The organism is Methanocalculus taiwanensis, assembly GCF_024372745.1.
Lineage (GTDB): Archaea > Halobacteriota > Methanomicrobia > Methanomicrobiales > Methanocorpusculaceae > Methanocalculus > Methanocalculus taiwanensis.
Genome location: NZ_VOTZ01000001.1, coordinates 16,080 through 41,068 on the forward strand (window position 1 = coordinate 16,080; position 24,989 = coordinate 41,068).

The window sequence follows — 24,989 nt, forward strand, 5'->3', positions numbered from 1 at the left end:
CCATCCGGCTGGAAATTCATTGAAGAAAGTTTATCCTTCATGATGCTAATCAAAAGATATGCCATCCCCAGGATCTGGTGATCCGCAGATCTCTCTCCTCTACGTGGATGACGAGCCGGCGCTCCTTGAGATTGGAAAAGCATTTCTTGAATTAAGCACCGGGATCCTGGTTGATACGCAGGAGACGGCAATTGATGCACTTCATATGCTTGAAACGAAATCCTATGATGCGATCATCTCCGATTACCAGATGCCCGATATGGATGGGATCGAATTTTTAAAAGTCCTGAGGGAGAAGGGTGATACAACCCCGTTCATCATCTTCACCGGAAAGGGGCGGGAAGAAGTTGTTATTGAAGCATTTGATGCGGGCGCGGATTTTTATATTCAGAAAGGCGGCGATCCAAAGTCGCAGTTTGCCGAGCTCGAGAGGAAAGTAAGGAGGGCGGTTGATCTCCACCGGGCAGAGAGGGCGACCAGGGAGAGCGAGGAGCGGTTCAAGAGGGTGATGAGCCTTGTTCCGGATATGATCTCAATCCATGATCCAAAGATGACGATCCTCTACAGCAACTGGATGGGTTTTGGGGCTGTACCGGAAGAGAAACGGCAGGTACAGACGAAATGTTACATGACATACAGGGATTTTAATGAGATCTGCCCGGACTGCCAGGCAAAAGAGGTAATTGCCTCAAAGAAGCCGTTCCAGAAAGAGGTGCTGCTCCCCGATGGCAGATGGATCGATCTCCGGGTCATACCTGCTTTGGATGAAGATGGGAACGTCGAATTCTTTCTGGAGTGGGTACGGGATATCTCAGAGAGAAAGAAAGCTACATCCGAAATATCAGAGGCCGGGCGGCTGCTTGAAGGCATGCTGAATGGTGTTCCGGATATCATCGGGCTCCAAAAACCGGATCATACCATTATCAGGTACAATAAAGCCGGCTACGATACCCTCAATATGACCCCCGGCGAGGTTGAGGGCAGGCGCTGCTATGAGCTGATCGGAAGGGATGAGCCCTGTGAGATCTGTGCGACAAGCGAGGCAGTTGCTACAGGAAAAGCCGTGACCTTAGAGAAGTTCATCCCTGAATGGCAGAAGTACTTCCAGTGCACAAGCAACCCCGTATTCGGGGATGATGGGAACCTGGAACTCGTTATCGAGCGGCTTCATGACATCAGTGACCAGAAACAAACAGAGAAGGCACTCCGTGAGAGTGAGGAGAAGTATAGGACACTGGTAAACAAGGCAAGCCAGATGCTCTTCCTCCACGATCAACACGGTGCAATCCTTGATGTCAACCAGAAGGCAATAGAGAGCACCGGATATACCCGTGAAGAGCTTCTCTCGATGAATATCGCGGATATAGATCCGGATACAGATGAATATCCCTTTATACAATGGCTCTGGCAGGAAGCGCCACTGCTGGAGGAGAAGATCTTTGAGACACGGCACCGGATGAAGGATGGATCGATCTATCCCGCTGAGGTGCATGCAACCAGGGTACAGATCGCGGGCGAGCCCTGCATCCTGGCACTCGCAACCGATATTACAAGCCGCAAGCAGTATGAGGCAGCACTTCAGGAGAGCGAGGAGAAGTTCCGGGGCATCATCGAGAATCTTCAGGATATCTACTACAGGACCGATGCTGACGGAAAAGTCACGATGCTGAGCCCCTCAGCAGCTGGAATCTTTGGGTATGATACAACAGACGAGGTCCTCGGAAAGCCCGCCTCTGATTTCTGGGTACATCCTGAAGAGCGGAAGGAGATTTTGAGGCGTATTGCAGGGGAGGGAGAAGTGCAGGATTATGAAGTCACGCTCAAAAAGGCTGATGGAAGCTTCCTCCCTGTTTCAGTATCCTGCCGCCAGGCATATGATCGTTTGGGCAAAAGAACAGGAATTGAGGGAATTATAAGGGACATTACTGAACGAAAGAATGCAGAGGAGAAACTCAGGGAGAGTGAAGAGAAGTACCGGCTCATTGCAGACAATACCGCAGATACGATATGGATCGCTGATCTCAACCTCCAAATCCAGTATATCAGCCCTTCTGTCCAAAAGATGCGGGGATATACCCCGGAAGAGGTGATGGGGCAGTCTTTACAGGAGATGCTGACACCCGGATCATTTGAATCTGTACAAAAACAATTTGCCAGGGAGATGGCGTTTGAAGCAACAGGAAAGGCCGATCCGGAGAGGACGATTTCAATAGAGTTTGAGAAGTACCACAAGGATGGATCGACGATACTTGTTGAGAATGCGGTCCGGTTCCTCCGCGATCAGGATGGCCGGCCGACCGGTATTATCGGGGTATCACGGGATATCACCGAAAGGAAAGAGGCTGAAGTTGCGCTCAGGGAGAGCGAGGAGAAGTACCGGCTCATCGCAGAGAATACCGCAGATAATATCTGGATCTTTGATATGGACTTTTCACTCCGGTACATCAGTCCGTCAGTTCTAAAGATGAAGGGTTTCACGGTTGAGGAATCACTCGCGCAGACCGTCGAAGAGAAATTGACCTCTGCCTCATATGCAGCACTTCTGGATCTGTTTAACAAGGAAATGGAAATCGAAGCATCCGGCACCGCTGACCCGGACAGAACCGTATCATTTGAGACAGAAGAGTATTGCAAAGATGGATCGACGATACTGGTTGAGAACTCAACCCGGCTGCTCCGGGATGAGGAGGGCAGACCCGTTGGAATACTCGGAGTATCACGTGACATCACGAAGCGAAAGGAGATGGAGAGGGCCATCCAGAGCCAGCTTGACCTGATCGAGGGCCTCTTTGAGAGCCTCCCCCTCGGAGTCATTATCTTTGATACATCCGGGACGATACTCCGAATGAACGGGGGAGTTGAGGAGATCACCGGATATACGCCAGAGGAGATCCCGACTGTCGATGAGTGGTTCCTCAGGGCATACCCTGATCCTGCCTACCGGGATAAAGTGCGCTCCATCTGGAATAATGAGAAAAATGGGAAGGTAACGGTCCGTGAGTTCAAGGTCACCTGCAAGGATGGCACAGTGAAGGATATCGAATTCCATGCAGCATTTCTTACAGATGGCAGGGTAATCGTGACGAACTCAGATGTGACAGAGCGGAGGGGGGCTGAAGAGGCACTCAGGCAGTCTGAGGCGGAGAAGGGAGCGCTATTAAATGCACTTCCTGTAATGCTCGCATATTATGACATGGATTTAAGATTAATCTATGCAAACAAGGTATCTGGCGATTCTGTCGGTGAGAGTGCGGCAGATCTTGCAGGACGCCACTGCTATGAGATCTGGCACAATCGATCAGAGCCCTGTCCTGACTGCCCGGTGCTCAGATCCATGGCTACCGGGAAGATTGAAGAGGGCGAAGTAACGGTGCCGGATGGCAGGATCTTCATGATCAGGGGTTGCCCGATCTATGATCAGGAGGGTGGGATCAGGGGGCTGATCGAGTTTGGGATGGATATTACAGAGAGGAAACTGGCAGAACGTGCGTTGAATGCGGCTCAGATGCGGCTCAAAGAAGTGAATGAAATCGCCCATATCGGCACATGGAACTGGGTGATCGAGACCGATAGCCTCACATGGTCAGAAGAGCTGTTTGAGATCGTCGGGTGGGATCCTGACCTTCCCGAGCCAGGATATCACGAATTATCTCAGATCTATACTCCGTTCAGCTGGAGCCTTCTGAATGACGCGGTTGATTGCGCAATTAAAACAGGTAAATCCTATAATCTTGAACTTGAGTTGATCCGGCCTGATGGCACCATGCGATGGATCTATGTCTATGGGGGCGTTAAAAAGGATCCTCACGGTGCAATAATCGGGCTTCATGGAACAGTACAGGACATTACCGAACGTAAACTTGCAGAAGATGCCCTGCAGACAGCAAATAAGAAACTCCAGATCCTCTCGAGTATCACCCGGCATGATATCCAGAACCGGATCATGGCGCTGATGGGATACCTCGACCTGATAAGTCCTGAGATTGATGATCCAACGTTATCCAGGTACCTGAGAGGGATAGAGGAAGCAGGCAACGATATCCAGCGGCAGATCGAGTTCACCCGGACCTATGAGGAGCTCGGGGTGAAAAAAGCGGCGTGGCAGGGAATCGATGAACTTCTCTCTTTAATCTGCGATGCAGAACTGCCTGTTCATGTAGATTGCAGTGGATACCGGGTGCTTGCCGATCCGATGATTGAAAAGGTCTTTTCGAACCTGATGGATAACACCAAACGGCATGCCGAAGGTGCGAGCCGGGTGGAGATTCGGTGCGAGAAGCGGGACGGGAAGCTTGCGATCATCTGGGAAGATGATGGGCCTGGCATTCCCGACGACCAGAAGGAGCGGATCTTTGAGCGGGGGTATGGAAAGAATATGGGACTTGGGCTCTTCCTCTCCCGGGAGATACTGGTAATCACCGGGATTAATATGAAAGAGACCGGGGAGTATGGAAGAGGAGCGAGATTTGAGATTCTGGTTCCGGCCGGGGCATGGCAGAAGAGTGATTTCGAGACCTGATTCCCATTCGGGCTGAATGATTGAGAAGGTATTTTCAACTTCAATGTTCATCATACAGTCAATGAGAGAGACAGAAGCTGAGGCCGTGCCAATCTCCGTTCTGTATGTAGATGACGAGCCTGCGCTTCTTGAAATAGGAAAGCTCTTCATTGAGCAGAGCGGGGATAATAGCGTCACAACGGCATTGGATGCAGAAGAGGCGATCCGGCTTATCGATGACCAGCATTTTGATGTGATCGTCTCAGACTACCAGATGCCCGGGATGAATGGGATCGCGTTTCTCAAACACCTGAGGCAATCTGGCAATACCATTCCATTCATCATCTTCACCGGAAGAGGGCGGGAGGAGGTGGTGATCGAGGCACTCAACAGCGGCGCAGACTTCTACCTCCAGAAGGGCGGTGATCCGAGATCCCAGTTTGCCGAACTGACCAATATGATCCGTGCCGCCGTCAGCCGGATAATGGCTGAGAAGCTTACAAAAGAAAGTGAAAAACGGCTGTATGATATCATCCAGTTCCTCCCCGACCCCACATTCGCAATCGATGCTGAAGGCATTGTGATCGCCTGGAACCAGGCAATAGAAGAGATGACCGGGATCTCAGCAAAAGATATGGTCGGGAAAGGCGATTACGAATATGCAATCCCCTTTTACGGGGAACGCCGGCCGATCCTGATCGATCTCGTCTCCTTATCTGATGAGGATCTGCTGCATTCAAAATACGCATCCATCAGGAGGGAAGGGGACACACTCATCGCCGAGACATCACTGCCGCGGCCTCTGGGCAGGTATGCGATCCTCGCCGGGAAGGCATCCCCCCTGTATGATGAGAACGGAGATATCGTCGGGTCGATCGAGACCATCCGGGACATCACAGAGCAGAGGCATTCGGAAGAGGCACTTGTAGAGAGCGAAGAGCGATACAGGCTCACGCTGGATGCTGCCAATGACGGGATCTGGGACTGGGATATTGCCACCGGAAGCGCCTTCTTCAGCCCACGCTGGTATTCGATGCTCGGGTATGAGCCGGGCGAGATGCCGGGATCTTATGCAAACTGGAGGGCACTTGTCCACCCCGACGATGTCGAGGAGGCTGAAGCGTATATTCAGAACCATATCCGGGAGGGGAAGGGGAATTTCCAGCTTGAGTTCCGGATGCAGACAAAAGACGGGGGCTGGAGATGGATCCTTGCCAGAGGAAAGATCATAGGCCGTGATGCAGAGGGAAGACCGCTCCGCCTCCTTGGAACCCATACCGACATCACCGAGCGGAAGGAGGCAGAGAAAGCATTACAGAAGAGCGAACGGCTGTATAGGCTGATCACCGAGAATATGACCGAGACGATCTCGATCATGAATCTATCGCTCTCCTTCATCTATATCAGCCCATCAATTGAATCCCTGCGTGGGCTCACCGTTCAGGAGGCATTGAGCCAGCCACTGGATTTTGTGCTGGCACCGGAGTCTCTGATGATTGCCCGGCAGACCTTCCATGAGGCACTTGAACGGGAGGCATCCGGAGAACCTGTTGGTGTTGTCAGCCTTGATCTTGAGACGTACCGAAAGGATGGTACAACAATCTGGGTGAATAATACGATGACCTTCCTCCGTGACAGCGATGGGGTTGCCACTGCAATCCTCATCGTCGGCCGCGATGTTACCAAGAGGAAGGAGGCCGAGCTTGAAGCCGAAAGGAACAACCGTCTCATCGAGGCGATGCTGGATGGGATCCCCGATATCGTCGGCCTTCAGCTTCCTGATCATACCATCCTAAGGTACAACAAGGCAGGCTATGAGATCCTCGGCATGACTCCTGATGAGGCAAGGGGGAAAAGATGTTATGAGCTAATCGGGCGGATCAGCCCCTGTGAGATATGTGCCACCTCAAAGGCGGTTCTATCAAAGAAGCAGGAGAAAGTCGAGCGGTACATCCCGGAACTTGGAATGTTCATGGAATGCACAAGCAACCCGGTTCTTGACGAGAACCAGGAGATTGAGCTGATCATAGAGGTCCTCCATGACATCACCGAACGAAAAATCTCAGAAGAACAGCTCATTCTCAAGGATGCAGCCATCGAAGCATCATTAAACGGCCTTGTAATCACCGATCTCTCCGGTGGGATCACTTATGCGAACCCTGCGTTCCTTGCCATGTGGGGGGCATCGGATCAGGACGAGGCAATCGGCAGATCTATTCTTTCTCTCTGGACTGCCGAAGAAAGCGGCCGGGAGATCGCTGATGCAATCCTCGGGACAGGCAGGTGGTCTGGCGAGGTTGTGGGAAAAAGAAAGGATGGATCAGAGATCGTCGTTGAGCTTGCCACCACCCTTGTCCGTGACGCATCCGGCACACCGATTGCAATGATGGGCTCCTGTATCGATATCACCTGGCGAAAACAGGAGGAAAGAGCGCTTCAGAGGGCCAACAAGAAACTCCAGATCCTCTCCAGTGTCACCCGGCATGATATCCAGAACAAGATCATGGCGATAGACGGCTACATCTGGCTGAAGAGAGAGCAGGAAGGGGAGCAGCAGGATACGTTCCTTGACGATATCGAAAAGGCGGTCAAATCCATCGAACGGCAGATCGAGTTTACCCGCGAGTATGAGAGTCTGGGTGTGCAGTCGCCCACATGGCTTCCATTCACTGCGTTGATCAAGGCAGTCGATGATGGAGAACTGCCGATCATCCGGCACCTCTGCGACGAACTCATCGTCTTTGCCGATCCGATGATCCAGAAGGTCTTTTTCAACCTGATGGAGAACACGATCCGGCATGCCGAAGGGGCAAGCCGGGTGGAGATCCGGTGTGAGGAGCAGAAGGGGCAGCTTGTGATCACCTGGGAGGATGATGGACCCGGGATCCCCGACAGCGAAAAGGAGCGGATCTTTGAGAGGGGGTTTGGGAAGAACACCGGTTTTGGGCTCTTCCTTGTACGCGAGATCCTGGCGATCACCGGAATTTCGATTGAAGAGAACGGGAAATATGGAGAAGGAGCGAGGTTTGAGATGCGGGTTCCCGAAGGGGGATGGCGGAAATAATCAGATGAATAATCCTCATAATCTCCATTATTCTCTCATTTTTGCAGAAAAATAGCTGATGCCATATGGTACACCACACAACCATCGACTGGAACGATGCCTGGAAGAGGCAGCAGAGAGAACACGAGAGGTGCGGAACAAGGGATCGTCAATCAAATATCTGGGAGACTATTGATGCCGCACGGATGTTTGCCAGGATGTGGAAGAATGATACCGGAGGGCGGATCAGAAAGACCATAGAGGATCTCCCGCTCACACCAAATTCACGGGTTCTGGATATCGGATCCGGACCAGGTACCATTGCTTTTCCCATCTCAAAACTGGTCGCCCATGTCACCGCAGTCGAGCCATCAGAGGGGATGTGCACGGTCTTTTCCGAGATGATAAGAGAAGAGGGATGCAACACTATCAGGCTCGTCAGAAAACGGTGGGAAGATGTTGATATTCAGGAGGATCTTGAACCACCCTATGACGTGGTCTTTGCCTCATATTCCCTGAATGTACCGGATCTCAGGGACGCCATAGAGAAGATGCAGGAGGCTTCATCAAAATATATCGCCATTTACTGGTTTACTGGCGAGAGCACGTGGGATGCAATGTCGCGTGATCTCTGGCCACAGCTCCATGGATTGGATTTTGTTCCCGCCCCAACATGTGATCTCATCTATAATCTCCTCTATTCAATGGGCATCTATCCGAATATCGAAGTATTCCCGCTTGAACATAACAACAGTTTTGACTCCCTTGATGATGCCGTTACACATTTCTCAGGGAGGGTCTTTGCAGACGGTGACGAGCAGAAAGCATGTGTCCGGAGATATCTCAGGGAGAGAGTCATGCATCACAATGATCAGATTATCATACCCGGACACTCAGTCCGCGTGCGGATCTGGTGGGAAAAAGGGGATCCTGGAGCATAAAAGGGGAGGGTTATTCCGGATTGTTTCGTCTGAAACGCCCACCAGGCACATGAATCACAAATCGTGCCCCCTCTCCATACACTCCGTCTTCTGAAATTGAGATGTCAGTGATCGAAAGGATCTCTTTGGTAAAAAATAATCCCAATCCTGTGTTTTTACCAACCCCACGATTAAAAATCCGCTCTTTCTCGCCATCCGGGACACCTACACCGTCATCTTCCCAGATTAGCTTTAGTTCAGTATCATCCACATGACAGTAGATATGAATATGTGTCGCCCCTTCAGCATGGAGGAGAGTATTCTGTAGCAGGTTTGCAAAAACCCTCTCGAGCATGGAATCAGCAAATATTGAGAATTCGAGACATTCACAGTGAATAGGAATGCGATCTTCCCTGATCATATCAATCGTGTTTTTCACTGAAATCCAGAGAGGCGCCTTCACCCCCAGTTGTTCATACTCGCGGGTAAACTCGATCTGATGCTGAATCATTGTCACCGCATGATTGACACTCTGCATTCGCTCTTTTTGCTTCGGGGATTCAATATCTCTCTCTATGAACGACAGGTAGCCGGCGACGATCATAATCTGGTTGAGAATATCATGGCGGGTGATGGATGAGAGGAGATTCAGTTTCTTATTGGTCTTTGTGAGGGCGTCCTTTGCCAGCTTCTCTTCTGTCACATCACGAAGTGAGATCAGATCGGCAGGTTTTCCTTCATAGGAGATCACCTTGCCGACACTCTGCACGATGATTTCCCTTCCCTTTGCCGTAATCACGTGATATTCAGAGATATATCCATCATGACCGGCCTGGATCATAGAGAAATCCTTCAGCACCAGCTCTCTTGAGGTCAATGCGATATAATCAAGCACATTCTTTCCAATTGCTTCAGATGGATCGGACAGATCAATTGTTCTGGCAACTGCACTGTTCCCAAAGAGAATTGTTCCACTGAAATCAGTTATCAGGACGCCATCAAAGGCATTTTCGACGAGAGACCGGAATTTTTGTTCACTCTCGCGGAGGGCTGATTCCGCCTTCTTTCTCTGGGAGATATCCCGGACGATACAAAAAATTAATTTTTTATTCGAGAAGAATGCAGCATTTGTACTTATTTCAACTTCAATTGTACTTCCATCCTTTCTCCTGTGAACAGTCTCAAAATGATCCCCTGCCTCATCGATAGTCTGTATCATCTCGTGGAGCTGAGCAGCGGTGCTTTGATCGTCCCAGTCCCAGACATGGAGTTGTTGGACCTCATCAACACTATACCCAAGCATGTCTGCAAACCGCGTGTTCGTCTCAATTGCCCTGCCGTTCTCATCCAGGAGAACAATTCCATCACGTGACTGATCAACAAGAATTCGCCGCCTGACCAGCTCGTCATGGAGAGCCTGCTCAGTCTGCTTCCTTTTGGTGATATCACGGACCGAAAGAATGATTGCCCTGGCTCCCTCGAAGGTAATTGATTTACCGATCGCCTCAACCCATATCTCCTGGTCATCTGAGGTAGAAACGAGATATTCTGCAAGGAAGTCATCATCTCCGGATGCCATCTTCTGTATATTGGAGATCGCATCGTCACGAGATCCGGGAGCAATATAATCGATGATATTTGCTCTGCCGATCAGCTCCCGGTAATGCTCCTCATCGAGTACGGTACCTGCACTTGGATTTGTGAAGAGAATAGTGCCATCCGGAGAGATAATCACGATACCGTCAAGAATATCATCTACAAGAGTACGGAACTTTTCCTCGCTATCGGAGAGTTCACTCAGGGCATGCAGCCTCCCGATCTCGGCAGATGCCTTGGCGGCAAGAATATCTAGTGTCTCCTTCGCCGAGATTGGGAGATGCAGCTGATCTCTCTTCAGGATGCAGAGGAAACCAATAACCACATTCTCGCCTGATAGCAACGGGGTCGCTGCACACCCACGGAATGGCTCTTTCCAGATAGTGCTGCATCCGGGGAAGAGTTCAGGGAGATTATCAGGATAAAAAATGAATCCTTTCTCCAGAACAGCTTCGCAGGGCGTTCCCTGGATGGTAAAAGAATACCCAGGGATCACTTCTCCATCAAGTACCATCGAGAGCACAAAAACCGTCTCCTGATTCGGCTTGATCTCCCCGATCATCACACAATCTGCCCCGAGCCATTCTGATACGCTTTTTACCATCCGCTCAAGGGATTTCATTCCGGTGGTTCCGACCATACTTGAAAGAAGTGTTCCCAATGCCATCTCAGCTGCTTTCATGGAAGTGATGTTCTCAATTGAGGAGAGAATATAGGGAGCATTGTCCATGATGATGAGACGTGAGTAAAATCGGCAGATATATTCCTCACCTCTTTTTGAACGGGTTCGCAATTCCATACCGGAAACACACCCATCCCTCTGAAGTGCCGACGTGAAAGCAGCTGATTCATTCCTATCAATGAATATCCCGATCTCTTCTGCGGTCTTTCCAATCACCTCCTCGCGAGTATATCCGTTCACATTCTGAAACATCTGGTTGACATCAACAAAGACACCATCAGATGCCGAAACAAGCGTTAATATGATGGGGTTGTCCTTAAAGAGGGTAGAGAACCACACCTCCGAAGAACGGAGCGCCTTCTGTGCCAGCATCTGTTCTGTTACATCCCGAATCGAGAGAAGCAGGGCCGGAGAATGTTTGTATTCGATAAATTTACCGATACATTCAAGATTCTTCTTACCTCCAGTAAGCGTTCGAATCGTATAATTCACGAGAAAACTGTCAAATCCACCCGCTACTTCGGCAAGATCCAGGATCGCCCTCTCACGATCATCCGGGGAATCAAGATAATCAAGTATATTCAGAGGTGCCTTTGTATCGTGTTTTGTTTCATCGAGATCGATGATCTCAAATGCTCTCTGGTTCGCAAAGAGAACCGTACCGGTGAAATCGGTAATGACAATCCCTTCATTTGATTGCTCCACCAGCGCACGGAATGTTCCGGCACTCTCCCGAAGTGCTGCCTCCGTCTGTTTCCGCTGTATTGCATTTTCAACTGCATTGCGAAGTTCCGCAAACTGTGCTTTTGGATTACCCCCTTTCTGAACATAGAAGTCAGCACCATTATTCAAAGCCTCAATCACCACCTCCTCGCGACCCTTCCCGGTGAAGATGATGAACGGAATGGTATTGCCAGATTGCCTCAGGTGCTTGAGAAACGCGATCCCATCCATCCCCGGCATCTGGTAATCCGAGATGATTGCATCAAAACGGTTGTCCCCAATGAGCCGGATTGCCTCCTCAACGCCACCCGCAGTTGTGACGGCAATATCACCTGTACGCTCAAGATAGATTTTTCCAATCTCCAGGAGCGCCGGTTCATCATCGATGAACAGAAGAGAGAAAAACGGATCAGTGGAGAATGGCATATGATGAGATATTGAAGGGAGATAATAAAGAATGTTCTGGTATCCGGGCAGAACATCTACTCCCCAGAATAGATTCAGAATGCCTTAAAAAGGAGATATATGACCTATCATTATCCTGCTACAATAAAGGGATTGATTCTGCCCAATCGGATCGTGTGAGAGCCGATAGATCCGGATATCCATTATAATAAACAACACAGCCGATCTGTGTTCTTCAGAACCCTTCCGGCTCAGATGCGTTCCACCACGCCCTCCCCCTCCGGATAAAGCACCAGGACGGGATGGCAAGGAGCACTGCCAGATAGGCATAGTCTGGGTTTGAGTACCCGGCTGCTGTCAGGAGTGCAATGGCGATCCCTACCAGAAAGAGGTATGCAGCAAGTACTTTTACATCATAGACGAGCACGTTCGGGGAGAGTCCGGAGAGCCAGACCATCACTGCTGTAGCATAGAAAGAAACCGAGAGTGAGAGGACAACAGAGGGAATGAGATAGATCACATCTCCTGAGAGGATGGCAACAGTCGCGATAAAGATGGCCGGGATCATCTGGAGAATTCCACATGTGGTGAGTTTGCCTGCAATGATCGTGCTGACATCAATTGGAAGGCAGGCATATGGGCCGAAGGTGTCGAACATGGTCACCCAGGTATACATCGTCGATGCGATGATGCCGGTTGTGATCGCAACCAGGAAGATGAGACCCTGTGGCGGCAGGAAGCCCTCGAGGAGGGAGAGGAAGAACCAGATCACCACAAGGGGCAGGATGAAGGAGAAGATCGTCTGGCCGATAAGGCTCCCGCTCCGAAAGAGATCAAGGAGATCCTTTGCAACCAGTGGTGAGTCTGGAAGAAATGACAGCCTGCCTGAGAGAGGGGTAAAGGCATTTGGGTACCTCTTTGCAGAACCCGGAGAGATCGGATCAAAGAGGAGAGTTGCGATTGAGAAGAGAAGCACGAGAATGAGGACTGCCAGGAGAAAGCTCGCAACAGAAGGTGAGTTATAGATGAGAAGCGGAGGAAAGAAGAGGGCAGGGTTAATTGCAGTTACAAGAACAGTTCCCCCGATACCAGTGAAGAGGATGATGAGGAGAAGCCAGAAGACCGTTGTTGATCGTGCATATACTGATGAGAGGAGGAAAATGCCCGAGAGCCCGAAGAGGAACGAGAGTGAGAGTGTTGTGAGGAGCAAAAGAGCAGATAGTAACGGGACTCCCGTAAACGGTGATGCCAGAATGTACCCAAATCCAAACGGTAAGACCCAGAGAAGGAAATAGTAGACGGTGTCCTTAACCACAAAGGTCAGGAAGATGGTTGTCTCTCTGATCGGGAGGCTCCGTGCAGAATAGGCAAGAAGGCTTACCTGCCCGAACCGCCGGTTCATTACTTCACTGCCAAGCAGTCCAAACCCCCCGACCATCACACCAAGCATCAGGTAGCTCCCGTGTGTGATCAGCGTGAGGTATCCGGGGGGAAGGGATGCCTGGATTATCGGGATGAGAAACGAAGCCATGAACGCAATCCCACAGATCATCACCGGGAAGAGAGCAAATGAGAGGCTTCCAAAGATCGTGGAATGAATCCTCCACTCTTCCTTCATCATAGCGAGAAAGAGATCAAGCATGATCGCCCTTCCTGACGAGTGAAAGGAAGAAGGAGGGGAGATCCTCTCCCTGTTCGATCAGTTCGGCAACAGGGCCAAAATGGAGCAGTTTTCCTTTATGGAGAATGGCAATATCCGAACAGATCTCCTCTGCCACCTCAAGAATGTGGGTAGAGAGAAAGATCGTCCTCCCTTTCTGCACATATTCCGCCATATACTCCTTGACCAGGTCCTGCATGACGGGATCAAAGTTGATGAGCGGCTCATCTATGAGAGCAAGTGCCGGCTCATGGATAAATGCCTGGGCAAACATCAGCTTCTGCCGTGTGCCGCGTGAGAGATCCTTACACAGGACATCTTTCTTATCCGCAAAGTCGAGAAAATCGAACCACCAGTCTGCTTTCCCTTCACAATCCGGGATATTCCTGACTGCTCCGACAAAGGCAAGGTACTCCATTGCCGAGAGGAAACTTGGGGGCGTCTCCTGCTCAGGAATGATCCCGATCATCCTCCGCACCAGAACCGGATCTGCGACCGCATCGATGCCGAGGACGGCAGCTGAACCCGCAGTCGGTTTAACCTGGCCGGTCAGCATCTTTATCATCGTCGTTTTTCCAGAGCCGTTTGGCCCAAGCAACCCAAAGAGTGCTCCTTCCTCCACATCCAGAGAGACTGAATCAACGGCACGGAGATCTCCATAGTCTTTGACAAGATCGGTTGCTCTGATGACAGGTGGCATGCTGACTTCTCCGGCTTCTTATGATGGTGATTCTCACTTTCGGAAAGAAAAAGGTATCCCGTATGTATCCAGGCAAAAAGACTGTGGCTAACTTGAGAAAGATACAGAAACCGGGCATTTCATCAACATATTTTCATAATATTTTTATATTATTTTATGATATGATTACTATATGAACGGTTGTTCACATCGCTTTTGCCTGCCGGCAGTTGTGGTTCTTGTTATCGGCGGACTGCTTGTTGCAGGATGTACGGATACGGCATCGTATGGCAAAGAGGCAGACTGGTCAGGAGTCTGGATAGACACGTCTGTAGATCACGGCGCACTCAGGCTGACCCAGGCCGGGGATCGTGTCACCGGTACATATATCTACGGAGAGAGCCGGGGAACGATGGAAGGAACAGTATCCGGCAATGGAGCAATCCTCACCGGAACCTGGAGACAGGAAGATTCCAAAGGCTCTTTTGAGCTGACGATGTCCGTTGACAGGCAGGAGTTTGCCGGCTGGTGGACGGAGATTGAAGACACAGATGAAAGCCTCCAGTACCCGTGGACCGGCTACCGGGCGCCACCGGTCTCATGGACAGGCACCTGGCTTGATGATACAAAGGATTCCGGAGAGATGATCCTCACCCAAAAGGGCAGAACAGTTTCCGGTACATTTTCCTATGAAAATACCAATACCGGAACAGTACATGGAACGATCTCAAATGACGGATATGTCTTCACCGGTACATGGGCATGTGACGGGGATGAGGGGCCGTTTGAACTGACGGTGGACGACACACAATCACGATTCACCGGATGGTGGATGCATGATGAGCTGAGCGAAACCAGGTTCAGCTGGAATGGTGTGAGGAGAGAGGAATACGTACTCTGAGTAGAAAATCGCAGAGAGAAAACGGCAGATAAAGGGGATAGCGGACGGGATAGGTGGAGGGCCGGACGCTCTCTTTCCCAAGCCTCTCTTACGCTGCATCATCAGCCCTGATATCGGTTATATCCTCTACAGAACAGAGTATGCAGGGAGATGATAAACTTATAGTATACTGAAAGTTTTTCCCGATTTTTGATATAGTATACTATAAGTTACTCCTCGACAAACCCCCAATATTAATTATAAACATAATAATTACAATCATAATCATTATGAAATTCTATGGCAGGAGAGAAGAGCTCAAGCTGATGGAGCACCTCTATGCACTTAGCCCCTCGTTCCTCGTCCTCACCGGCAGTCGGCTCATGGTGGATGCGCCGGGGAGACGGGATCGATCTCCTCGCCATCTCTGAAGGAGCGGATCTTGCGCTTGAGATCAAGAACACGACACTCACCCGCTCCGGGACATATTCCATTCTCACCTCATTACAAGCAAAACTCCCGCCGTGCAGGGCATCTCCCACCAGGTCTCGCTCGGCGTTGTTGCACGGGGGATTGAGGATGTCGCAGAGTTCCGGAAAGAGGGGTTTACTGTATGGAGCTTGGAGAGATGCTGGAGCTGAACAGCATGCATGAGCCAAAATTGCAGTGATCCCTTTCCTACTTTGTCCCGCCCACCTCAAGGTGGCCTCATCCGTTTCGGAAAGGACTTACTCACCATTCAGATAATTGGATTGAAGCAATAAAAATCATTCGATAATTGTACGATATGAAATAGCAGATACAAAAGTGGTCGATCAACATATCCTTACATTACTGCACAGAGTTTTGTCAGAGGTGGTCAAAAACGAATGAGCCTTTCTTTACATACGCTGGTCGAAAAGGAATTGGCATATACAGATAACAGGAGGATCTTTTATAGATGTACACTACAATAGGAGATTCTACGAAAAAATCGTAAAATCCATCGACACAATTATCTCTCAGGAGATGCGAGTATAGTGTATGCTGATAGAATATAGTGTGGAAAACTTCCGTTCTATCTCTGAAAAGACAACATTCAGTATGGTACCTTCGAAAGAGAGAAAGAAGGCGGAGAACCTTATCCGGGTTGAGGAGGTTCCGGGAGTTACGAAATTACTGAAAAGTGCGGTCATTTTTGGAGCAAATGCATCAGGAAAGACAAACCAGATCCGAGCTCTTGACCTGATGCAATTTATTGTTCGTATGTCCCGAAATTTCAATAAAGGAGATAAAATCCCATATTTTCCATTCATCCTGAATTCTGAGTATGCAGAGAAACCAACAGCTTTCTCACTTAACTTCATCATCGATGAAACGGAATACCGCTATTCATTTTCCTATAATGCAGATGAAATAATATCCGAGGAACTCGTCTATTTCAAAGGAAAAAGCGAAAAGACGATCTTTGTCCGGAAACAAAACGATCTTCTGGCATATCAGGATGAAGAGGAACAAAAGGGGCTTTTCCGCCACACAGGTAATAATGTCCTCTTCCTCTCAAAAGCAAATAATGAATATAAGCCATTTGGACCGGTATTTAAGTGGTTTAATGTAAATTTAAATTATATGGATTCCATCATGGATATTGGTGACCGATACACGATTAACTATATGAACAGAAAACAGGAGAATAAGGATCAAATAATTAATCTGCTAAATTTTGCCGATTTTGACATTGATGATATATCAGGTACTATAAAAACAATGAAGAGATCAGATATTCCCGATATAGTCATTCAACTCATTGAAGATAACACTAAAAAACCTCTTACTGATGGTGTTATTAAGACCTCAGAATTAACGAGCGTACATACCCGGGATGATGGTCATCAGATCACAAATACATTCTCCGAATTTGAATCCGCTGGAACCCAGATGTTCTTTAACCTGCTTGGATTATTTCTGGATGCATTCGAGAACCGTCAACGAATACTTATTATTGATGAATTTGACACACGTCTCCACCCGGATTTAATCACATACATCTTCCGTCTCTTTCATAGCAACAAGACCAACAGAATGAACTCACAGTTGATTGTAACTACCCATAATACCCGGCTTTTATCAGCCGATATCTTCCGAAGGGAGCAGATATGGTTTACAGAAAAGAAGAAGCAGACCAGAAATACTGATCTGTATTCCCTTTTTGAGTACGAAAAGAGGCTGGATCGATCGATAGAGAAGAACTACTTTTCCGGAAGATACGGGGGAGTGCCGGATATCATGGAAAGGGGGTTATAATGTGGCACGTACGCGAAGATCCCAGCAGCGCCCTTTACGAATCAAACCAAAATTCCAGATGCGAGTGGCAGGAGTCGAACCTGCGAACCCCTACGGGAATCGATCTTGAGTCGATCACCTTTGGCCTCTCGGTAACACTCGCACTGAAGGAAGTATATTTGCGCTCCAATGCAAAAAACATTCCTCGATCTACATAAAATCCGCAAGCCCCAGCTGGAGCTTCTGCTCCTCCCCGAATGTCGAGTTGATGGAGGCATTGATCACCGCAATCCGCTGCTTTGTGTACTCGGAGACCAAAAACTCCTCACAGATCGAGAGCGATGCCGCCAGGTATTTCTTCACCGCACCCTCCGAGACCGTGGCGATAATCTTGTTCCCGCACCGGCATTTCCCGGCAAGCGGCATCCTTCGGAACTTCAAACCGCACCGGGGACACCGGAATCCCTGCTTTGAGAAGGCATTTAGGTTCCCGATCATGTCGCGGATGAAATGGGTCGTCAGGACACGCTCAGCAAGATCATCCTCGTCAACAGCACGGATCATCCTCGCAAGAACGAGCTCTGCATCCAGCTTATCCACCATCGACCCAAGCCGGGTATACATCGTCGTCTCAGGTCCTGCCGAGATATCTGTCGTATCATGGGTGAATGAGAACCCTTCGTACTGGCCGGGGGTGCCGATCCTAAGCTCCACGTGATCCACCACCTTCTCAAGCTCTTTTGGCTGCGTGTAGGTGAGGCAGGCTTCGTACACCGAAAGCGGATACCGGCTCATCACATCCACATTCAGGGTCTCCTTATCGACCTCGCCTGGGTCAATCCGGCTCGTCAGGACGAGCGGGGCATCCATCGAGCCGCCCCGCGTCTCAGGCAGGAACGAACGCGAAAAGTTGATTAAGCCATCCAGAAGCAGCATCACGCAGTCCTCATCACCGTCGCACTGACCGGTAAATATCCCGTTTGCATGGAGAGTGTGATCATCTGCCACCGTAACACAGTACACCCGGTCATCAAGGCAGGGAACCGGTTCAGCAGTCTTGATCGTGTCCGCAATCACCATACCCCCCTCCATCACCGGAACCCGTGCCCCCGGCTTCACCTCAAGGGCACGGATCTTCCGCAGATATGCACAATCCCAGACAACCATCGCATGATCAGGGGTTACCGCAAGCTTCTTACCACGCTCAGTCTCAAAAAGGATAAGATGTGCCGGGGCACGATGAACCGAGACCGAGGTGATCTTCCTCATCTTCGGGTTTCCATTTGTATCCACTGCCACAAGCATATGAGGGAATGCAGGATCTGAATAGAAGGTCCCGAGCCGGTCGCACCCGGGCTGCGAGATATCGAAATTCTCAATAACAAAATCCCGGATCGGCATCTTCCTCCAGCCGGACTGCCCGTATACCTCGATCTCTGTATCGCCATGGAAACAGTTACGGCGTTTTGCTGCATGGAAGAAAGGATGGGCATACCCCACAAGCGCCCGGGAATATCCGATCAGCCGGGCAAGAACACCCGCACTCGTATGAGGTGCGAGCCCGATCAAGAGCTGGCCGACGAGATCCACGGGCTTCTCTGCATTATAGAACCGGGGCAGGCCATACACCTTCTCAAGGAGATCATCCATAAAACCTGCCACCTTGAGGAGATATTCGCCGCAGTCCTCTGAAACAAGGATATCCTGCGGCTTCAGCTCACAGATCTGGTTACTATCCACCAGATCATCCCCCTCGATATCCTTCACGTACCCAAGCTCGCGGAGCCTCTCGGGCGGCACCCCGATCTCAGATGGGCGGAAGTGGGTGAGGGGGAGATCGATCATATCGTACCTGACAGTTCCGTCCTTGAAGACGAAGAGATCCCGGACTGCCCGGAGGATCCCTTTTTCAATCGGCTCAACCGACCGCTCGCGGGAGATCAGCCCTTTGACTCCCTTCAGGAGCTTCAGATCCGATTGCTGCATCCCCAGAGTAGCGAGTGCGGATTCATACTCCTTTTTAATATTAATCTCTACTTCTGTTGTGCAGGTGAGCGGCGCATCGCACCGTGGACAGCGGTCGCCATCTGTAATCTCCTTGTTACAGTGGACACACCTGAAGACCGGCAGCGTATGCCCCCCGCATGAACACCGGTTCCAGAAGGTCTTCTCCCCGCAGACGGTGCACCGCCGCTCACCTACCTCAATTGAGATCTGGCCCTGCGTCTCGACATCGATATAGAGATCCCCATCTTCCATTGTCTCCTGCCGCCGCTTTGCGCCTGCTCCCTGGAACGAGCGCCGGGCACCCCCTTCGTTTCCGATTGGAAAAAGTGCATGAGGCGCAGTCTTCATCTTCCTTGGAGCGGATTTCCCTGGCCTGCCCATCCTGCCGCCGATCCGGGTTCCTGCCTTTGAACGAAGTTTAAAACCGCTCAGGTGAGACGCACAGAGAAGACCGTTTCCGCAATCAGGCAGGCTTTGCCAGCCGGGGCGGCGCGAGAGATCCAGGCCAAGGCCAAGGCAGGCGAGGAATGAATAGCAGGTGTGAAGAACAATCTCTCCATTCTCAACCGTATGTGGAACAAGGGTCTCCTCGATGAGCCCCTTAACCTCGTCATCAAGCCTGATCCTGAGCACCCCCTCTGCCATCCGTCCACGCTCCACAACCAGCTCAGCAAGCCTGCAGAACTCTTCATGGGAGAGATCATCAAAGAACCAGGTGTAATCGGGATGGAGGTACGCACCATTCATTGCGAAACTGATCGCCTCCATTTCGTTTGCAGGATGCCGGGGACCGCCTTCCTGGAGCCACCATTCCTCACAGTAGGACGGAGGCACAAGCGGATGGTTATTCTCAAGGAACTCCCCAAAGCTGATTAAGATCTCGCCGACATCAAGAATATGCTCGATCTCCTTTGCAACCTCCTTTGCCTCCTTTCCTGAATCAATCCGCCTCACCTCACCAGACCTGAGCCGGACCGTCGGCCCCTCAATTGAATCGACAGGCACAATTCCGGCCGCTTTTCCGGGCCGCTCCACCTTCAGCTGGGTGCCAGGTGAGAGGTACTCGCCGAGGATGTACATCGTCGCGGGATTTAAGCCTCCGGCGGCGAGGCCGGTATTTCTCGCACGCCCAAGCCTGAGCCGGAATCCCCCTTTCCGCATCGGGTAGGCAAAGACCGGGCGGCCGGCAATGGTATCCCTGATGAATTTGTCTTTGGGCTTTATTCCCTGCTCCACCTCTTCGCCGCCCGTCTTTGTGCCGGAAACGAGCTGATCGAGCCATTCCCACCCCTCCATCTTCATCTTCCGGACATTCTTCTGGACTTTCGGGGCTTTCAGGGCGAGCCCTTCTGCAATAACAAGCGCCATCCCGCCACGGACGGCGTTCGTCTCCACCCGATCGAGGTTCCGGTATCCCGAGACCTCCTCTTTTTCGGTCGGCTCGCCATCAATACAGACCGGACAGTTCCCGATGATCAGCCGAAGCTCTGCATCTGTCGGCGCATACTGGAGGCTCAAAATATTGTTATACTGCCGGATCTCCTCGATATACCGCTCAATCTCATTCTGGCGTGGGATATACCGGTTAATGCCGAGCCCCTGCCGTACATAGTCGCCGACAAGCACCGAAAGCGCCTGTGCGGTGCCGCCTGCTGACCGGATCGGCCCGGCATAGTAGATCTTGAGGTACTCGGTACCATCATCATTTTTTCCAAAACCCACCTTGGCTATTCCTTCCGTCGGAGCAGAGACCACACCTTCGGTTAAAAGCGCCATCGAACACCGGATCGCGTGATCGACCACCTCCTCACGCGAGGTCTCCCCGAACTTCCGGGCAACAAAATCATCCCCGATTTTCAGCGCCGCCTCCTCACGTGACATCTCTGCTTCCAGCTCACGGATACGTGCCGCCACACCGGGAATAGCAAGAAGCGCCTCGACACGATCGGCAAGATCATTTGCGATCGGTATCTCCGGGTTTATTGCGGGATCAATACCCCGTGAACGTGCCTCTTGTGCTATCCGGAGCGCCTCATCAAGCTGCCGGTTCAGGGAAGCAAGATAGCCTTCCATCGCTATCGACATCGCCGGAAGCTCCATGGCCTTTACTCCCCGTCTTCTGAAAAGAGTGTCATTATCCCCTCTTCACCCATCCGGAAGAGGACGAGCCCGGCTGAATTCCTGAGGAAGGGATCATCACCCTCAGATACTTCTTTCAGCGCTGGCATGGCTGGATCGCCGATTCTGCAAAGCGCCAGTGCCGCTGCCCCACGGACTGCGACATCGTCATCCGCAAGCAGCCTGATAAGGAGCGGGATCGCCGCTTCACCAAACGCCGCAAGTGAAGCGGTCAGATACCGCCGCACCTCAGGGTTATCAGTCCTTCTGATCTCTTCAATCACCGGCTCAAATGCCGGAAGGCCCATCCGGGCAATGGCACGAGCAAGATACCACCGCATCGTCTGCGGCGCTTCTCCAAGTGCCCTGACAATCTCGGGAATCGCATCCGGACCGCATTCCGCAAGTGCCTCTTCTGCTGAACGGCGGGCAGCCAGAACGGGCTCGCCAACCGCCTTCTTCAGGGCAAGGATTGCTATCCTACCAGTCATGGGTATCTCCGGGCTTTGGCTTACCAACCTTCGTATCAGACCCTTCATCCTGAAAAGGTATCTCCTTAATAGGGGGCGGACCCTTCACGGCCTTCATATCGGTCTTGAGGATATTATTGAACCAGACCTCCTGCTGCGGGAAGGGGATCTGAATATCGTTCTTCTCAAGCTCTACCTTTATCTTCCAGAGCAGCTCTGTCCGGAGCCCCCACCAGTAGAGGGAGGGAGACCAGATCTTCACCACGATATTGACACTCGAATCATCGAGCTTGTCCACATACACCGATGGGGCGGGGCTTTTCAGTGCATATGGCTCTTTCTCGATCATCGATTTGATGATAGAAATTGCTTTCTTCGCATCATCCTGGTACCGGATGCCGATTGTGTAGTCAAACCGGCGTGCCGGGTGGATAACGAGGTTCGTGATATCGCTTGTGAAGAGCTTGGAGTTTGGAACCCTGACATACATGCCATCATATGTCCTGACAATCGTCGACATGATCTGGATCTTCTGTACAGTTGCTGTCAGTGAACCGATAGACACATTATCCCCGATCTTGATCGGCCGCTCAAAGAGGAGGAATATCCCCGATACCAGGTTTGAAACAATATTCTGGGTAGCAAACGCAACAGCGACTGCGATGATACCACCTGCAACAAAGAGGCCGGAGAGATCAAAGTGGAGATAGGGGAGGATACTGAGGATCACTACGATATAGACAAAATATGAGACGAGAGTGATCATCAGATCGAGATCCGGTTTTGCAACCTTCTCACCGAAACTCCGTTTCAGCCATATCCTGACGATGCGCACAATAATAACACCAGCAATGGCGATGATTGCAACCCACAGGATGTCGAGCAGGGTTATATCCCCAAGAACAGGTATAGAGAGCAGATCAAAGATGGAACTGCCGTTACTTTCTACACCATCATCAATAGCGCTCATCTATACCAGCCCCTCATCCATCGCGTAGTACGCCAGCTTATCAACACCCGCGAGTTTCCGCGAATAGTAGAGTTCGATTGACTTCTGCATCCCGCTAATAATCGGCTTATCCTCAAAGGCGGTATAAGCAAGCTTCTGCGTGTAGATCTTCATACCGGCACTCATTGAGACGAGATCATTATCATAGTATATCTTCATCCCGAAGTTTTCAAAGACCACCCGGGATACCTCTACCCAGTTCTTTGTCGAATTCATCAGATCCAGCTCAACAACTCCATAGAGGCTTGGATCCGGTTCAGGACGCCTGAGGAAGACCTCACTCCAGTGATACCGGGTGATCACGCCGGTATCGGTCGGGCCATAGAGCGAGTACTTTGGCGGCACTCTCGAAAAGATATCAATACAACGGTACGCATCGTTCTTCATGAGGAAGACAGCAATCTCGATCGGAAAGGTGACATAAATCCGGCGTGTTGCCTCCGGCTCGATCTCGATCGGTTCGAACCGGATCTCAAGGAACCGGGTCACCTCATCAGGCAGGTTCAAAGGCTCCACCGGATTGATGATCACCGTCCCGGATTCAGAGGCGATGATCCGCTCCACAACCGTTCCGCCAAGGTTGCGGTGATACCTGAGAAAATCGTCGTCTTTTGAAAAGCAGACCTTCAGGTCATCCTTTTCGACACAAAATTCATATCCAAATTTCCCGTACACAGGAGTGATCTGGTATCCACCAGCCAATAAAGGTTACCTCGTATCAGGGATATTTCTCCAAAAAAGACAAAATAGACAGTTATTCTGATTTCCCAGCCATCAGTTCTTCAATGAAAGGTACAAGGGTTGGATCTGCGAGTTCTTCAAGAGAAGAGGCAAGCTGGAAACGCTGGTTGGAATCTGCATCCGCAAAGATCCCGATGACGGCTTCAGCAAGGCCCCGCTCCAGCATAAGAGTACGTAGATCATCTGGAGATACAGATCTGATGACTTCAAGGAGCAGGGGGATAGCCGTGGATCCGATCTTTGAAAGCGACATTGCCGCTTCAAGGCTGACCATATCGACAGGATCAAAGAGGGCATCAATGAGCGGTGGGATCACCAGATCTGATTCGATCACCCCGCATGCGGTCACCGCAGCAGCCCGGATCGCCGGATCAGGAGATGAAAGAGAGTTTTTAAGGCCGGTTATCGCCGGATCCCCTATGGATCCGAGTGCCAGTGCAACCCGGCTCCGGACATAGGCATCGGGATCAGAGAGGCGTGCGATCAGTGGGGTAACTGCCCGCGGATCCCCGATCTCGCCGAGGGCAATGGCGACCTTCCATCTGACATCATCATCGGAATCATCCAGCAGGGTGATCAACGGGCCAACAGCAGGCGGGCCGATTCTGGCAAGCGCCTCTGCCGCCTTCCACCGGAGCCCGGAATAAGCATCGCTTTGCAGGGTTTCAACAAGTAGTTCAATCGCACGGGGATCACGGAGGAGACCAAGCGCATCTATTGCAGAATAGCGCTGATCAAGCTCGCCGTGCGCAAGAACAGTCAGAAGGGCGGGAAGATCACCCCCTTTTCTCATCTTCACGATATCGCCCTCGCTCACCATCATTGCCCGCACCCGGTACATGCTATCCTCAAGCATCTCCCGTACATGCCCTTCCCTGATATATGTTGAGAAGAGGTAGCCGGAGAGGAGACCGGCAATGATGAATGATCCGGCACGGAAGGCAGCATCTGCGGTCACTGACCCGGTTACGACAAAATCAGCATAGATATGCACAATAGCGAGATATACACCGGTGGCAACGCCATAATACCGGAAATAGAATGCAGAGACGATGATGATGATATAATAGAGATGGGTGTAGCCCGCTACAACGCCGTCGCCTGCATGATAGATCAGCTCTGCTGCTGTTGCGAGGAGAAGCCCCATGATCACAATTATAATCTGAACATTCCGATCTCCCGGCTGATCCATACTCTTCTATCATGCATTGTGGAATATATGTCCATCGAAAGAGTCACAATTCAATTTCGCAAGCGATATCATTGAATCATCCGGCAGGAGAGCGATGCGCACAA

Annotated in this window: 15 protein-coding genes and 1 tRNA gene; 7 read left to right on the forward strand and 9 right to left on the reverse strand. The window is 50.8% G+C overall.

The window, feature by feature from the left end; genetic code table 11:
• Nucleotides 1-58 precede the first annotated feature (58 nt).
• From FTO68_RS00085 to FTO68_RS00095, 3 genes are all read left to right on the forward strand, one after another.
• Complete coding sequence (locus FTO68_RS00085) at nt 59-4,519, forward strand: PAS domain S-box protein (protein WP_255331312.1); 4,461 nt, start codon at nt 59-61, stop codon at nt 4,517-4,519.
• Between the two features lie 61 nt (nt 4,520-4,580).
• On the forward strand, nt 4,581-7,562 hold the full coding sequence (locus FTO68_RS00090; RefSeq protein WP_255331313.1) for a PAS domain S-box protein: 2,982 nt from the start codon (nt 4,581-4,583) through the stop codon (nt 7,560-7,562).
• A gap of 65 nt (nt 7,563-7,627) precedes the next feature.
• Complete coding sequence (locus FTO68_RS00095; RefSeq protein WP_255331314.1) at nt 7,628-8,482, forward strand: class I SAM-dependent methyltransferase; 855 nt, start codon at nt 7,628-7,630, stop codon at nt 8,480-8,482.
• A gap of 10 nt (nt 8,483-8,492) precedes the next feature.
• Here the strand turns inward: FTO68_RS00095 and FTO68_RS00100 are convergent, their stop codons facing one another.
• Nucleotides 8,493-11,888, reverse strand: coding sequence for a PAS domain S-box protein (locus FTO68_RS00100; protein WP_255331315.1), 3,396 nt, complete (start codon nt 11,886-11,888; stop codon nt 8,493-8,495).
• Here FTO68_RS00100 and FTO68_RS00105 point away from each other — a divergent pair.
• Entirely contained in the window at nt 11,882-12,076 is a 195-nt protein-coding gene (locus FTO68_RS00105; RefSeq protein ID WP_255331316.1) for a hypothetical protein, read from the forward strand. The genes FTO68_RS00100 and FTO68_RS00105 overlap by 7 nt on opposite strands.
• Nucleotides 12,077-12,102: 26 nt before the next feature.
• Here FTO68_RS00105 and FTO68_RS00110 read toward each other — a convergent pair whose 3' ends face one another.
• Both FTO68_RS00110 and FTO68_RS00115 read right to left on the reverse strand, forming a co-directional pair.
• Complete coding sequence (locus FTO68_RS00110) at nt 12,103-13,509, reverse strand: hypothetical protein (protein WP_255331317.1); 1,407 nt, start codon at nt 13,507-13,509, stop codon at nt 12,103-12,105.
• Nucleotides 13,502-14,227: an ABC transporter ATP-binding protein gene (locus tag FTO68_RS00115; RefSeq protein WP_255331318.1), complete on the reverse strand. Its 726-nt coding sequence runs from the start codon at nt 14,225-14,227 to the stop codon at nt 13,502-13,504. Before FTO68_RS00115 ends, FTO68_RS00110 begins: the two co-directional genes overlap by 8 nt.
• A gap of 172 nt (nt 14,228-14,399) precedes the next feature.
• Here FTO68_RS00115 and FTO68_RS00120 point away from each other — a divergent pair, with 172 nt between their 5' ends.
• The 3 genes from FTO68_RS00120 (at nt 14,400) to FTO68_RS00130 (ending at nt 17,369) form a co-directional block, all read left to right on the forward strand.
• Nucleotides 14,400-15,107 (forward strand): hypothetical protein, encoded by a 708-nt coding sequence (locus FTO68_RS00120; protein WP_255331319.1) that lies wholly within the window; start codon nt 14,400-14,402, stop codon nt 15,105-15,107.
• A gap of 269 nt (nt 15,108-15,376) precedes the next feature.
• A complete protein-coding gene (locus tag FTO68_RS00125) occupies nt 15,377-15,517 on the forward strand; it encodes a hypothetical protein (RefSeq protein WP_255331320.1) in 141 nt (46 codons plus the stop codon).
• Nucleotides 15,518-16,169: 652 nt separating this feature from the next.
• A complete protein-coding gene (locus tag FTO68_RS00130) occupies nt 16,170-17,369 on the forward strand; it encodes an AAA family ATPase (RefSeq protein WP_255331463.1) in 1,200 nt (399 codons plus the stop codon).
• Between the two features lie 59 nt (nt 17,370-17,428).
• Here FTO68_RS00130 and FTO68_RS00135 read toward each other — a convergent pair.
• The 6 genes from FTO68_RS00135 to FTO68_RS00160 all read right to left on the reverse strand — a co-directional run bounded on the left by FTO68_RS00135 (nt 17,429) and on the right by FTO68_RS00160 (nt 24,885).
• Nucleotides 17,429-17,511: transfer RNA gene (locus FTO68_RS00135), tRNA-Leu, on the reverse strand.
• Nucleotides 17,512-17,558: 47 nt separating this feature from the next.
• Entirely contained in the window at nt 17,559-21,455 is a 3,897-nt protein-coding gene (locus FTO68_RS00140) for a DNA-directed DNA polymerase II large subunit (protein WP_255331321.1), read from the reverse strand.
• Nucleotides 21,456-21,460: 5 nt separating this feature from the next.
• Nucleotides 21,461-21,964 (reverse strand): HEAT repeat domain-containing protein, encoded by a 504-nt coding sequence (locus tag FTO68_RS00145; RefSeq protein ID WP_255331322.1) that lies wholly within the window; start codon nt 21,962-21,964, stop codon nt 21,461-21,463.
• Nucleotides 21,954-22,913 (reverse strand): mechanosensitive ion channel family protein, encoded by a 960-nt coding sequence (locus FTO68_RS00150; RefSeq protein WP_255331323.1) that lies wholly within the window; start codon nt 22,911-22,913, stop codon nt 21,954-21,956. Before FTO68_RS00150 ends, FTO68_RS00145 begins: the two co-directional genes overlap by 11 nt.
• The gene (locus FTO68_RS00155; protein ID WP_255331324.1) at nt 22,914-23,627 is read right to left on the reverse strand and encodes a DUF432 domain-containing protein; all 714 of its coding nucleotides are present in this window, start codon (nt 23,625-23,627) and stop codon (nt 22,914-22,916) included.
• 79 nt (nt 23,628-23,706) lie between these two features.
• Nucleotides 23,707-24,885 carry a HEAT repeat domain-containing protein gene (locus tag FTO68_RS00160; RefSeq protein WP_255331325.1) on the reverse strand — a complete coding sequence of 393 codons (1,179 nt, stop codon included), beginning with the start codon at nt 24,883-24,885 and terminating at the stop codon, nt 23,707-23,709.
• Nucleotides 24,886-24,989 lie beyond the last annotated feature (104 nt).